We start from the raw sequence: 14,555 nt of genomic DNA, 5'->3' as shown, positions 1-14,555 counted from the left end.
TTAGGAATTTAATTTCATAATGATAGTGTATTGTTTGTTTTGTGTGACACAAAATAAGATACCTTTTCTTTATTCTTTTAATTTGTAATCAAAATGCTCTGATTTGCTTATAATTTATCAGTCTGTCCGGTTTTATTTTGTTTTGATTGTAATTTGTTTCTTTTTGAGCTTAAAATAATATATTATTTAACGTTTTGATGTGTTTGCAACTTTTTTATGTGCTTATGTCAAATAAATATTGAAAAAGTTATCTTTGTGTCATTTTGAATGTGTATATTTGCACCCGAAATAAAAATATCATAATATGTGTGGAATAGTAGGCTATATTGGTAAAAGAAAAGCCTACCCCATCCTTATTAAAGGGCTGAAGCGACTGGAGTATCGTGGATATGACAGTGCAGGGGTAGCATTGATCAGTGATAACCAACAGTTAAATGTGTACAAGACGAAAGGGAAAGTCTCCGAACTTGAAAATTTCGTCACACAAAAAGATATTTCCGGTACAGTCGGAATTGCCCATACCCGTTGGGCTACTCACGGGGAACCTTGTTCCGTTAATGCTCATCCTCATTACTCTTCTTCCGAAAAACTCGCTCTCATTCATAACGGTATCATTGAAAATTACGCCGTTCTCAAAGAAAAACTCCAAGCCAAAGGTTACGTCTTTAAAAGTAGTACTGATACTGAGGTGCTCGTTCAATTAATCGAATATATGAAAGTTGCCAATCAGGTCGATCTGCTTACTGCCGTTCAGTTGGCTTTGAATGAAGTGATTGGTGCTTATGCGATTGCGATTCTTGATAAAGAACATCCGGAAGAAATCATTGCGGCTCGAAAAAGCAGTCCGCTGGTGGTAGGTATTGGTGAAGATGAGTTTTTCCTTGCTTCGGATGCCACACCGATTGTAGAATATACAGATAAGGTGGTGTATCTCGAAGATGGTGAGATAGCGGTGATCAATCGGGGAAAAGAATTGAAGGTAGTCGATCTCAGCAATGTGGAGATGACTCCCGAAGTGAAAAAAGTAGAATTGAAGCTTGGTCAGCTGGAAAAAGGCGGTTATCCGCATTTCATGTTGAAGGAGATTTTTGAGCAGCCGGACTGTATTCACGATTGTATGCGCGGACGTATCAATGTGGAAGCCAATAATGTGGTGCTTTCGGCAGTAATAGACTATAAAGAAAAGTTGCTGAACGCCAAACGCTTTATTATTGTGGCTTGCGGTACTTCGTGGCATGCGGGATTGATCGGAAAGCATCTGATTGAAAGTTTCTGCCGTATTCCGGTAGAAGTGGAGTATGCCTCCGAATTTCGTTACCGTGATCCGGTGATCGATGAGCACGATGTGGTGATTGCCATTTCTCAAAGTGGAGAAACGGCGGATACGCTGGCGGCAGTGGAACTGGCAAAAAGTCGGGGTGCATTTATATATGGTATCTGTAATGCGATTGGTTCCTCCATCCCCCGCGCTACGCATACGGGGTCGTACATCCACGTCGGACCGGAAATCGGAGTGGCATCGACCAAAGCATTTACCGGACAGGTGACTGTGCTGACCATGTTGGCATTGACTCTCGCCCGGGAGAAAGGTACGATAGACGAGACACAATACCTGAACATTGTACGGGAATTGAATAGCATTCCCGGCAAAATGAAGGAAGTATTGAAACTGAATGATAAGCTGGCGGAACTGTCGAAAACTTTCACCTATGCGCATAACTTTATTTACCTCGGACGCGGATATAGTTATCCGGTTGCTTTGGAAGGTGCATTGAAATTGAAAGAAATATCGTATATTCACGCCGAAGGTTATCCGGCTGCCGAAATGAAGCACGGACCGATAGCCCTGATTGATGCCGAAATGCCGGTAGTAGTCATTGCTACCCAAAACGGGTTGTATGAGAAAGTACTTAGCAATATTCAGGAAATCAAGGCACGAAAAGGAAAGGTGATTGCATTTGTAACCAAGGGCGATACGGTGATCAGTAAAATAGCCGATTGCAGTATCGAACTTCCGGAAACAATCGAGTGCCTTGATCCGTTAATTACTACGGTACCTCTCCAGTTGCTTGCTTATCATATTGCGGTATGTAAGGGGATGGATGTAGACCAACCTAGAAATTTGGCTAAGTCGGTAACAGTCGAGTAGTTTAAAATGTAAATAGTCAAATAGTAAGAGATAGATTAATGGAACAATTGAAACATGAATGTGGCGTTGCCATGATACGCCTGCTCCAACCCCTGGAGTATTACGAGAAAAAGTACGGAACATGGATGTACGGTCTCAACAAGCTCTATCTGTTGATGGAGAAACAGCATAACCGGGGGCAGGAAGGGGCAGGACTGGCATGCGTGAAGCTGGAAGCAAATCCGGGTGAGGAATATATGTTTCGCGAACGCGCGTTAGGTTCCGGTGCCATCACCGAAATCTTCGAAGCTGTACAGAGTAACTTCAAGGACCTCACTTCCGAACAGTTGCATGATGCGGCATTTGCCAAACGTACTTTGCCCTTTGCGGGTGAAGTATATATGGGGCATCTGCGTTATTCTACTACCGGAAAATCCGGAATCTCGTACGTACATCCGTTTTTAAGAAGAAACAACTGGCGTGCCAAAAATCTGGCTCTCTGCGGAAACTTCAATATGACGAATGTAGATGAAATCTTTGCCCGCATCACCGCTATCGGTCAGCATCCACGTAAGTATGCCGATACCTATATCATGTTGGAACAGGTGGGGCATCGTCTTGACCGTGAAGTGGAACGCCTCTTCAACCTTGCTGAAGCCGAAGGACTGACAGGGATGGGAGTCACCCATTATATAGAAGAACATATCGAACTGGCCAACGTATTGCGTACTTCCAGCCGTGAGTGGGATGGGGGATATGTGATCTGCGGTCTCACCGGAAGCGGCGAATCTTTTGCTATCCGTGATCCGTGGGGTATTCGTCCCGCTTTCTGGTATCAGGATGATGAAATAGCCGTACTGGCTTCCGAGCGTCCGGTGATTCAGACTGCTTTGAATGTTCCCGTAGAAAAAATCAAGGAACTGCAACCCGGGCAGGCATTGCTGATCAGCAAAGAAGGCAGACTGCGGACTTCACAAATCAACAAGCCTCGCGAGCGGCACGCCTGCTCGTTCGAACGTATCTACTTCTCCCGTGGCAGCGATGTAGATATCTATAAAGAACGGAAACTCTTGGGAGAAAAACTGGTTCCGAATATTCTGAAAGCCATTAATAACGACTTGGACCATACTGTATTTTCCTTTATCCCGAATACGGCCGAAGTTGCCTTCTACGGAATGTTGCAAGGGCTGGATGACTATCTGAATGAAGAGAAAGTACGGCAGATTGCGGCATTGGGGCATCATCCCAATATGGAAGAGCTGGAGGTCATTCTTTCCCGCCGTATCCGCAGTGAAAAAGTTGCCATCAAAGATATTAAGCTCCGTACATTCATTGCCGAGGGAAACAGTCGGAATGACCTGGCTGCCCACGTATATGACATCACGTACGGAAGTCTGGTTTCCGGTGTCGACAATCTTGTGATTATCGACGATAGCATTGTGCGTGGTACTACCTTGAAGCAAAGTATCATCGGTATTCTCGACCGTCTTGGTCCGAAGAAGATCGTGATTGTATCTTCTTCTCCACAAGTTCGTTATCCGGACTATTACGGCATCGATATGGCGAAGATGAGCGAATTTATCGCTTTCAAAGCTGCCATCGAGCTTCTGAAAGAGCGGGATATGAAGGATGTGATTGCTGCCGCCTACCGGAAATCGAAAGATCAGGTAGGATTGCCGAAAGAACAAATGGTGAATTACGTGAAGGATATCTATGCGCCGTTCACCGATGAAGAAATATCTGCCAAGATGGTAGAACTCCTGACACCGAAGGGAACGAAAGCGAAAGTGGAAATCGTCTACCAACCGTTGGAAGGACTCCATGAAGCCTGTCCGAACCATCAGGGAGACTGGTACTTCAGTGGAAACTATCCCACGCCGGGTGGTGTGAAAATGGTGAATCAGGCATTTATCAACTACATTGAGCAGATGTATCAATTCTAACAACCATACAACGATTCAAAAATAAGAATGAGAAATGTGACATTAATCCTTGACGACGGGAGCCGGTTTTCCGGTAAGTCGTTTGGCTACGAGAAGCCGGTGGCGGGCGAAGTAGTTTTCAACACCGCCATGACCGGATATCCGGAGAGCCTTACTGACCCTTCCTACGCCGGACAGTTGATGACTCTTACCTATCCTTTGGTGGGTAATTACGGAGTTCCTCCTTTTACCATCGAACCCAACGGACTCGCCACTTTCATGGAAAGTGAAAAGATTCATGCCGAAGCGATCATCGTAAGTGACTACTCTTCTGAGTACAGCCACTGGAACGCAGTGGAAAGCCTCGGCGACTGGCTGAAACGTGAGAAAGTACCGGGCATCACAGGCATCGATACGCGTGAACTGACCAAAATACTTCGTGAACACGGAGTCATGATGGGACGCATCGTCTTCGACAATGAAATTGACAATGGACAATGGACAATTGACAATTACGCTGCCGTGAATTACGTAGACCGTGTTTCCTGCAAAGAAATAATCTCCTATCTTCCCGATGGAACATCCCGTTCTTTTCCATTAACCATGTCCGTCGCGCAGCTTAATTGTCAATTGTCAACTGTCAATTGTCAATTAAAGAAGGTTGTTTTGGTGGATTGCGGTGTAAAAACCAATATTATTCGTTGCTTGTTGAAGCGTGGTGTAGAAGTGATCCGTGTACCTTGGGATTATGATTTTAACGGACTCGAATTTGACGGACTGTTTATCTCCAACGGCCCGGGTGACCCGGATACCTGCGATGCAGCTGTGCAGAATATCCGCAAGGCAATGGCGAACGAGAAACTTCCCATCTTTGGAATCTGCATGGGCAACCAGTTGCTCTCGAAAGCCGGAGGGGCAAAGATTTACAAACTTAAATATGGACACCGTAGCCACAACCAGCCGGTACGCATGGTGGGTACGGAACGTTGTTTTATTACTTCGCAGAATCATGGTTATGCGGTAGACAATAATACGCTGGGGGCAGATTGGGAACCGCTGTTCATCAATATGAATGATGGTTCTAACGAAGGAATCAAACACAAGAAAAATCCTTGGTTCTCTGCACAGTTTCATCCCGAAGCTGCAAGTGGTCCTACGGATACGGAATTCCTGTTCGATGAATTTGTAAACCTGCTTAAATAACCGACTATCATGAAAGAAAATATAAAGAAAGTATTGCTGCTGGGTTCCGGTGCCTTGAAAATCGGTGAAGCCGGTGAGTTTGACTATTCCGGTTCGCAGGCACTCAAAGCCTTGAAAGAAGAAGGGATTGAAACCATTCTTATCAATCCGAATATTGCTACCGTACAGACATCCGAAGGAGTGGCAGATCAAATTTACTTCCTTCCGGTCACTCCGTATTTTGTAGAGAAAGTAATCCAGAAAGAAAAGCCGGAAGGTATTATGCTGGCATTCGGCGGACAGACCGCGCTGAATTGTGGAGTTGCTTTATATAAAGAAGGAATCCTTGAAAAGTATAATGTAAAAGTACTCGGTACTCCCGTACAAGCCATTATGGATACGGAAGACCGTGAACTCTTTGTACAGAAACTGAACGAAATCAATGTCAAGACCATTAAAAGTGAAGCTGTAGAAAATGCGGAAGATGCCCGTCGTGCAGCGAAGGAATTGGGATATCCGGTCATTGTCCGTGCGGCTTATGCGCTGGGTGGCTTGGGCTCCGGTTTCTGTGACAATGAAGAGCAACTGGATGTACTGGTAGAAAAAGCCTTTTCTTTTTCTCCGCAAGTGTTGGTGGAAAAATCGCTTCGGGGGTGGAAAGAAGTCGAATACGAAGTCGTCCGCGACCGTTTCGACAACTGTATTACAGTTTGTAATATGGAGAACTTTGACCCGCTGGGTATTCATACCGGTGAGTCTATCGTTATTGCTCCGTCTCAGACACTGACCAACAGTGAATATCATAAACTCCGTGAACTGGCTATTCGTATCATCCGCCACATCGGTATTGTCGGCGAATGTAATGTACAGTATGCTTTCGACCCCGAATCGGAAGATTATCGCGTCATCGAAGTAAATGCCCGTCTTTCCCGTTCCTCGGCCCTGGCCTCTAAGGCAACCGGATATCCGTTGGCATTCGTGGCTGCCAAACTGGGACTCGGCTACGGACTCTTCGACTTGAAAAACTCGGTGACAAAGACTACTTCTGCTTTCTTCGAACCGGCTTTGGACTATGTGGTATGTAAGATTCCACGTTGGGACTTGGGAAAATTCCATGGTGTAGACAAGGAACTGGGTTCTTCCATGAAGTCGGTAGGTGAAGTGATGGCAATCGGACGTACTTTTGAAGAAGCGATTCAGAAGGGCCTCCGTATGATCGGACAGGGAATGCACGGATTCGTGGAAAACAAAGAACTAGTAATCCCTGATATTGACAAAGCACTGCGCGAACCGACCGATAAACGTATTTTTGTGATCTCAAAAGCCTTCCGTGCAGGATACACCATCGATCAGGTGCATGAACTGACGAAGATTGACAAATGGTTCCTTCAGAAGTTGATGAATATAATGCAAACCTCCAAGGAGCTTCGGCAATTGACAATTGAAAATGGACAATTGACAATGAAGAAAGAAGTTCTTGCAACCAAAGATCCGCAAGGTAATTGTCAATTGTCATTTGTCAATTGTCAATTGAGAAAAGCGAAGCAACAGGGCTTTTCCGATTTCCAGATTGCCCGTGCTATCGGTTATGAAGGTGATATGGAAAATGGAAGTCTGTATGTCCGCAAGTATCGTAAGGCTGCTGGTATCCTTCCGGTGGTAAAACAGATCGATACACTGGCTGCCGAATATCCGGCGCAGACCAATTATCTGTATCTGACCTATAGCGGAGTGGCAAACGATGTACATTATCTGGGTGACCATAAATCCATTGTCGTATTGGGTTCCGGTGCCTACCGTATCGGTTCTTCTGTAGAGTTTGACTGGTGCGGTGTGCAGGCTCTGAATACCATTCGCAAGGAAGGTTGGCGCAGTGTTATGATCAACTATAATCCGGAAACGGTATCTACAGACTATGACATGTGCGACCGTCTCTACTTTGACGAACTGACATTCGAACGGGTAATGGATATTCTTGAACTGGAAAATCCGCACGGTGTCATCGTATCTACCGGTGGCCAGATTCCGAATAACCTTGCCTTGCGTCTGGATGCCCAGAACATTCACATACTGGGAACAAGTGCTCAGAGCATCGACAATGCCGAAGACCGTGAAAAGTTCTCTGCAATGCTCGACCGTATCGGTGTAGACCAGCCACGCTGGCGTGAGTTGACATCGCTGGAAGATATTAACGAGTTTGTCGATGAAGTCGGTTTCCCGGTTCTTGTCCGTCCGTCTTATGTGCTTTCGGGTGCTGCAATGAATGTCTGCTCCAATCAGGAAGAGCTTGAACGTTTCCTGAAACTGGCTGCCAATGTATCAAAGAAACATCCGGTGGTAGTAAGCCAGTTTATCGAACATGCGAAGGAAGTGGAAATGGATGCTGTGGCGCAGAATGGTGAAATCATAGCCTATGCAATCAGCGAACATATTGAGTTTGCCGGTGTACACTCCGGTGATGCTACTATTCAGTTTCCTCCGCAAAAGTTGTATGTGGAAACTGTCCGTCGCATCAAACGCATCAGCCGTGAGATTGCCAAGGCATTGAATATTTCCGGTCCGTTCAACATCCAATACCTGGCAAAAGATAATGATATTAAGGTAATCGAATGTAATCTGCGTGCCAGCCGTTCTTTCCCGTTTGTCAGCAAAGTGCTGAAGATAAACTTCATTGAGCTGGCAACCAAAGTGATGCTGGGTCTTCCTGTGGAGAAACCGGAAAAGAATCTCTTTGAACTGGACTATGTGGGAATTAAGGCTTCGCAGTTCTCTTTCAACCGTTTGCAGAAAGCTGACCCTGTATTGGGAGTGGATATGGCTTCTACAGGTGAGGTCGGCTGTATCGGAAGTGACACTTCCTGTGCCGTACTGAAAGCCATGCTGTCTGTCGGCTACCGTATTCCTAAAAAGAACATCCTGCTTTCTACGGGTACAATGAAGCAGAAGGCTGATATGATGGATGCAGCACGTATGTTGGTAAACAAGGGATACAAACTTTTTGCAACCGGCGGTACTCATAAAACCTTTGCTGAGAACGGCATTGAAAGTACGCTTGTCTACTGGCCGAGTGAAGAAGGACATCCGCAGGCATTGGAAATGCTTCATAATAAGGAAATTGACATGGTAGTCAATATCCCGAAGAACCTGACTGCCGGAGAACTGGACAATGGATATAAAATACGTCGCGCGGCTATCGACCTGAACGTGCCGTTGATAACGAACGCCCGTCTGGCAAGTGCATTTATCAATGCTTTCTGTACGATGACCGTTGATGATATTGCCATCAAGAGCTGGGAAGAGTATAAGTAAGAAATAATAAATTGTTGTATAATAAGTTGGAAAAGTCGTTCCCGTGCATTCGGGGGCGGCTTTTTTTATGAATTTCTGTTTTTGGGATGGTGTCACTATAAGCATGGGATAGTGTCACTATCCTGTCAGTATGCTTACACTATCCTTCCTGTATAGTGTCACTATCTTTTTTTAATGTCTATAAGTTGCATGATTGGACAAATTGGTGTAAATTGCGCAATTATTTCACAAATATTCTAAAACAGGGGAGTAATATGAGCATGGATAATCATATCGTAATTATGGCTGGTGGCATCGGTAGTCGTTTTTGGCCGATGAGTACACCGGAATGTCCCAAGCAATTTATTGATGTAATGGGATGCGGGCGTACGTTGATTCAACTGACTGCTGATCGTTTTGATGGCGTCTGTCCACGGGAAAATGTGTGGGTAGTGACGTCCGAGAAATATATTGATATCGTCCGGGAGCAATTGCCGGAGATTCCTGAAAGCAATATCCTTGCAGAGCCTTGTGCACGAAACACTGCTCCCTGCATCGCCTATGCTTGCTGGAAAATCAAGAAAAAACATCCGAACGCCAATGTGGTGGTGACTCCGTCGGATGCATTGGTTATCAATACAGGTGAATTCCGCCGGGTAGTAGAGAAAGCACTTCGTTTTACTGACAACAGCAGTGCTATCGTAACGCTGGGTATCAAACCGACTCGCCCGGAAACCGGATATGGATATATTGCTGCCGGAGATCAGATCATGACTGATAAAGAGATTTTTACGGTAGATGCATTCAAGGAAAAACCGGACAGGGAGACTGCCGACAGATATCTGGCCGAGGGTAACTACTTCTGGAATGCAGGAATTTTTGTTTGGAATGTGCGTACTATCACTTCCGTGATGCGTGTATATGCTCCGGGCATAGCGCAAATCTTCGATCGTATTTTCCCCGATTTCTATACGGAGAAGGAAAATGAAACGATTAAAAAGCTGTTCCCTACCTGCGAAGCTATTTCCATAGACTATGCCGTAATGGAAAAAGCACAGGAAATCTATGTACTTCCGGCTTCTTTCGGTTGGTCGGACTTGGGGACCTGGGGAGCGCTCCGCGGACTGTTGCCACAAGATAAATCCGGAAATGCTACGGTAGGGGCCGATGTCCGTTTGTACGAAAGCAAGAACTGCATCGTACATACCAGTGAAGAGAAACGGGTCGTTATTCAGGGTCTGGATGGATATATCATTGCTGAGAAAGATAATACACTGTTGATTTGTAAACTGGATGAAGAACAGCGGATAAAGGAGTTTTCAAAGTAATCCTTAATTCTTTTGATATTCCTGAGGCGTCATTCCGGTCATTCGTTTGAAAAACTTGCTGAAAAAAGACGGATTGGGAAAGTTTAATTCATCTGATATCTGATAAACAAGGCGGTTGCTATGTTTTAGCAATACTTTAGCCTCTAGTATAATGGACTGGTTTATCCAGTCCATTACTGTTTGCTGGCTGGTTTGCCGGATTACAGTGTTCAGATAACGGGGAGTGAGACAAAGTTTATTCGCATAGAAACTGACATTCCGCTCTGTCTTGCTATAGGTGTTGACCAAAGAAATGAAGCGCTGAAAAATATCGTTTTGATGGGTTAATGGACTGAGTTCGGCCTGCCCTTTGCTTTTGGCTATATACTCTATATTATATAGTAATCCTACCAGTAAATGCTGAATGACCTCTTTTCTGAATACAGGTTCTTGCAATACACTCCACATGACCGTCACAAAATTCTCTATCTGTATTTGTTCTTCGGTAGACAGTGGAAACAGGAGATTTTTCTTTTGTTGGAGGAAATGGGTGAAGAATTCTTCCTTTCCGGATATCGGCAGAAAGTTCAGGTCTACTGCCATCATGTGAGCATCAAAATCGTGAGATACTTCTATGATTTGTATGATAGAGTTGGGAGCTATCAGGGATATATGGTCGGGCAGGAAAATATATTCGATCAGATTGATTAAAACACGTGCCGAGCCATTAGTGACAATAGCAATACGGCCTTCCTGTAGCCGGTACGGTTGTCCGACACTGAAGATAGTCGTTTCCATTTTAGAGAAACTTGTCACAAATCCGAATTCGGCATTGATGAAGCGAAATTCGTTGTGACGTACTATATTTATATCCTTCAACAGTTGGAGGCCTAATTCCATCGGTTTCTTCTGTTCCATTTTCTCAGTTCTTTTCCGGCAAAGATAAGAAATAGCCCTTGAATCTTCTCTTTTTTTAGGATGAATCGAACTATTGGGACATATTTTCCAACTATCAGAATGTGAAACTATTACTTAAAGGTCTATCTTTGTCTTTTGAAGAATTCATAGAAAAAATGCGTATGAAAAGAATTATTTTTAGTCTTTCGCTTTTACTGTTCATGCCCGGAATGTATGGGCAGACCGGGCATATAACACTAGAAGAATGTCAGCAAAAAACGCAGGATAACTATCCGTTGGTGCGTCAATATGATTTAGTGGAGAAGACGAAAGAATATAATCTGGAAAATGCGGCGAGGGGATACTTGCCTCAGTTTGCTCTTTCGGCAAAGGCGTCTTATCAAAGTGATGTGACGGAGTTACCCATTGCCATTCCCGGTGTGGATATCAAAGGGATGGCCAAAGACCAGTATCAGGTGATGCTGGAGTTACAGCAACAGATATGGGATGGCGGAGGAATCCGGATGCAGAAGAAAAAGGCTACGGCGGAAGCGGAGATTGACAGGGAAAAGTTGAACGTCGATATGTATGCGTTGAATGGCCGTGTGAATGATTTGTATTTTGGAATTCTTATGTTGGATGAGCAGTTGGCTCAGAATGCCTTGCTGCAAGATGAACTGGGACGGAACTTCCGTCAGATTACAGCTTATGTGGACAATGGAATAGCCAATCAGGCCGATCTGGATGCTGTGAAAGTGGAGCAATTGAATACCCGCCAGAAGAGAGTGGAACTGACTTCTTCCCGTATGGCTTATTTGAAGATGCTTTCGTTATTGATGGGAGAGGTGCTTTCGACGGAGACAGTATTGGAGAAGCCTGTTCCTCAAAACGAACTGTCGGCTGTCAGTGAGATTCGCCGACCGGAACTGTCGTGGTTTGACGCACAGGGAGCCGGTTTGCAGGTACAAGAGAAAGCCTTGAATGTGCGCCATCTTCCTCATTTCGGATTGTTTGTGCAGGGAGCTTACGGTAATCCGGGATTAAATATGCTGAAGAATGAATTTTCTCCTTATTATATTGCAGGTATCCGGCTTTCATGGAATTTCGGAAGTCTGTATACGTTGAAGAATGACCGTCGGGTGATTGAAAACAAACGGCAGCAACTGGATAGCAATCGGGATGTGTTTCTTTTTAATACGAGACTGGAAATGACGCAGCAGGATCAGTCTGTCCGTTCGTTGGAGAAGCAGATGCAGGATGATGATGAAATTATCCGGTTGCGTACGAATATTCGTCGGGCTGCGGAAGCCAAAGTAGCGAATGGTACGTTGACAGTGACAGAAATGCTCAGAGAACTCACGAATGAGAGTCTTGCCCGTCAGGCGAAGGCAATGCATGAGATTCAACGGTTGATGGGTATCTATCAATTGAAATATACTACTAATCATTAATAAAAATCTGTCAGATATGAAACGAATGACAAAAATAGGAATATACGGGATGGCAGTATGGATGCTTTCTGCCTGTGGAAACGGAACGCCCGATTATGATGCAACAGGAACCTTTGAAGCTACGGAAGTGATCGTTTCCGCCGAAGCGGCGGGAAAACTGCTGCAACTGGAAGTGGAAGAAGGAACAAGATTGAAAGCCGGCGAAGAAGTAGGGCTGGTAGATACTGTCCAGCTATATCTGAAAAAGTTGCAACTGGAAGCAAGCATGAAATCGGTGGAAAGCCAGCGTCCCGATCTGGCCAAACAGATAGCCGCTACCAAACAGCAAATTACTACAGCGCAAAGGGAAAAGAAGCGGGTAGAGAACCTGCTTGCTGCCGGGGCTGCCAATCAGAAACAACTGGATGACTGGGATGCACAGGTAACCTTGCTTCAGCGGCAGTTGATTGCTCAGGAATCCTCATTGATGAAGAGTACGAACAGTCTGACGGAACAGGGAAATTCGGTCGGTATACAAGTGGCACAGGTAGAAGACCAGTTGAACAAGTGCCATATTCAGTCACCTATTGAAGGTACGGTACTGGCAAAATATGCGGAAGCGGGAGAACTGGCATCCGTTGGCAAACCGTTGTTTAAAGTGGGTGAGGTAGACCGGATGTATTTGCGGGCTTATATTACTTCAGAGCAATTGTCCCAAGTGAAATTGGGGGATAAAGTGACGGTGTATTCCGATTATGGAAATTCGGAACAGAAAGCCTATCCCGGTGTGGTCACTTGGATTTCGGACCGTTCGGAGTTTACCCCCAAAACGATTCTGACTAAAAATGAACGTGCCAATCTGGTATACGCAGTGAAGATTGCCGTGAAAAATGACGGTTCGTTGAAGATTGGTATGTATGGAGGTGTGGTATGGAAAAAGGAGAACCCATAGTCGTTGTAAAGGAAATTAGCAAGAGCTACGAGAAAGTAGAGGCACTGAAAGAGGTTTCTTTTGCGGTAGAGCAGGGAGAAATTTTCGGGTTGATCGGTCCTGACGGGGCGGGGAAGAGTACCTTATTCCGCATCCTGACCACTTTACTGTTGGCTGATAAAGGTACGGCAACTGTCAACGGACTGGATGTGGTGACGGATTACAAACAGATTCGTACGAAAGTAGGATATATGCCCGGACGGTTCTCGCTTTATCAGGACCTTTCCGTAGAAGAGAATCTGGAATTTTTTGCTACGGTATTTCATACGTCGATACAGGAAAACTATGATTTGATTAAAGATATTTATCAGCAGATCGAGCCTTTTAAAAAAAGAAGGGCAGGCGCTTTGTCGGGAGGTATGAAGCAGAAGCTGGCATTGAGCTGTTCCCTGATTCATAAACCTGATATTTTATTTCTGGATGAACCGACTACGGGTGTAGATCCTGTGTCTCGAAAAGAATTTTGGCAGATGCTCCGTAATTTGAGAAAACAGGGGATTACGATCATTGTTTCCACTCCTATTATGGATGAGGCTCGTCAATGCGACCGGATTGCTTTTATTAATCACGGACAGGTGCACGGAATCGATACGCCCGAACGGATTCTTCAGAAGTTTGCTTCCATTCTTTGTCCGCCACCCTTGGAACGGGAGGAGGCGCAACAGATGGCAGCTCCTGTTATCGAGGTGGAGCAGCTGACCAAATCCTTCGGACATTTTACGGCAGTCGATCATATCTCTTTTCAAGTGCAGCGGGGAGAAATTTTCGGTTTTCTTGGAGCCAATGGAGCAGGTAAGACGACTGCGATGCGTATGCTTTGCGGATTGAGCCGTCCGACTTCGGGAGTAGGAAAGGTGGCAGGCTATGACATCTTTCGGGAAGCCGAACAAGTCAAAAGGCATATCGGATATATGAGTCAGAAATTCTCTTTGTATGAGGATCTTAAAGTCTGGGAGAATATCCGTCTCTTTGCCGGAATTTATGGGATGAAGGAGATGGAGATTGAAGAAAAGACAGATGAATTGTTAGAACGCCTGGGATTTGCAGACGAACGAGATACGTTGGTGAAAAAACTTCCTTTGGGTTGGAAACAGAAACTGGCCTTTTCTGTCTCTATCTTCCATGAGCCGAAAATAGTCTTCCTTGATGAACCGACCGGAGGAGTTGATCCTGCTACTCGCAGGCAGTTCTGGGAGCTGATTTATCAGGCTGCCGATCGTGGAATCACTGTATTTGTTACCACACATTATATGGATGAAGCGGAATATTGCAACCGGATATCGATTATGGTGGACGGCCAGATCAAGGCACTGGATACGCCGGCCCGGCTGAAAGAACAGTTTGGTGTGGAGACAATGGATGATGTGTTTCAACAACTTGCCCGCCATGCGGTGCGTAAAGCGGATTGAT

9 protein-coding genes are annotated in these 14,555 nt (G+C 45.1%); 8 read left to right on the top strand and 1 reads right to left on the bottom strand.

The window, feature by feature from the left end:
* Positions 1 to 304 precede the first annotated feature (304 nt).
* The 5 genes from glmS (at position 305) to DW640_RS06205 (ending at position 9,848) form a co-directional block, all read left to right on the top strand.
* Positions 305 to 2,149 (top strand): glutamine--fructose-6-phosphate transaminase (isomerizing), encoded by a 1,845-nt coding sequence (gene glmS / locus DW640_RS06225; protein WP_022471449.1) that lies wholly within the window; start codon positions 305 to 307, stop codon positions 2,147 to 2,149.
* Positions 2,150 to 2,187: 38 nt separating this feature from the next.
* Complete coding sequence (locus tag DW640_RS06220) at positions 2,188 to 4,071, top strand: amidophosphoribosyltransferase (RefSeq protein WP_022471448.1); 1,884 nt, start codon at positions 2,188 to 2,190, stop codon at positions 4,069 to 4,071.
* A 27-nt stretch (positions 4,072 to 4,098) separates the two neighbouring features.
* Complete coding sequence (gene carA, locus DW640_RS06215) at positions 4,099 to 5,253, top strand: glutamine-hydrolyzing carbamoyl-phosphate synthase small subunit (protein ID WP_054959844.1); 1,155 nt, start codon at positions 4,099 to 4,101, stop codon at positions 5,251 to 5,253.
* A gap of 9 nt (positions 5,254 to 5,262) precedes the next feature.
* Positions 5,263 to 8,541 carry a carbamoyl-phosphate synthase (glutamine-hydrolyzing) large subunit gene (gene carB / locus DW640_RS06210; protein ID WP_117577629.1) on the top strand — a complete coding sequence of 1,093 codons (3,279 nt, stop codon included), beginning with the start codon at positions 5,263 to 5,265 and terminating at the stop codon, positions 8,539 to 8,541.
* A gap of 260 nt (positions 8,542 to 8,801) precedes the next feature.
* Positions 8,802 to 9,848: a mannose-1-phosphate guanylyltransferase gene (locus tag DW640_RS06205; RefSeq protein ID WP_048692555.1), complete on the top strand. Its 1,047-nt coding sequence runs from the start codon at positions 8,802 to 8,804 to the stop codon at positions 9,846 to 9,848.
* Positions 9,849 to 9,851: 3 nt separating this feature from the next.
* On the opposite strand, the gene DW640_RS06200 is transcribed toward DW640_RS06205, so the two are convergent.
* Positions 9,852 to 10,745 carry a helix-turn-helix domain-containing protein gene (locus DW640_RS06200; protein ID WP_022471447.1) on the bottom strand — a complete coding sequence of 298 codons (894 nt, stop codon included), beginning with the start codon at positions 10,743 to 10,745 and terminating at the stop codon, positions 9,852 to 9,854.
* Positions 10,746 to 10,906: 161 nt separating this feature from the next.
* On the opposite strand from DW640_RS06200, the gene DW640_RS06195 reads away from it, so the two are divergent.
* Genes DW640_RS06195 through DW640_RS06185 form a run of 3 tightly spaced genes read left to right on the top strand, consistent with a single transcriptional unit; the run spans position 10,907 to position 14,554 of the window.
* Positions 10,907 to 12,175: a TolC family protein gene (locus DW640_RS06195; RefSeq protein WP_187323688.1), complete on the top strand. Its 1,269-nt coding sequence runs from the start codon at positions 10,907 to 10,909 to the stop codon at positions 12,173 to 12,175.
* Between the two features lie 16 nt (positions 12,176 to 12,191).
* Positions 12,192 to 13,106 carry an HlyD family secretion protein gene (locus DW640_RS06190; protein ID WP_117577627.1) on the top strand — a complete coding sequence of 305 codons (915 nt, stop codon included), beginning with the start codon at positions 12,192 to 12,194 and terminating at the stop codon, positions 13,104 to 13,106.
* Complete coding sequence (locus tag DW640_RS06185) at positions 13,085 to 14,554, top strand: ATP-binding cassette domain-containing protein (RefSeq protein ID WP_117577625.1); 1,470 nt, start codon at positions 13,085 to 13,087, stop codon at positions 14,552 to 14,554. Before DW640_RS06190 ends, DW640_RS06185 begins: the two co-directional genes overlap by 22 nt.
* The last annotated feature ends 1 nt before the right edge of the window (position 14,555 follow it).

Source organism: Bacteroides sp. AM23-12, assembly GCF_003434395.1.
Lineage (GTDB): Bacteria > Bacteroidota > Bacteroidia > Bacteroidales > Bacteroidaceae > Bacteroides > Bacteroides thetaiotaomicron.
Note: the sequence above shows the minus strand (reverse complement) of the source record. Positions and strands in the feature narration are given on the sequence as shown.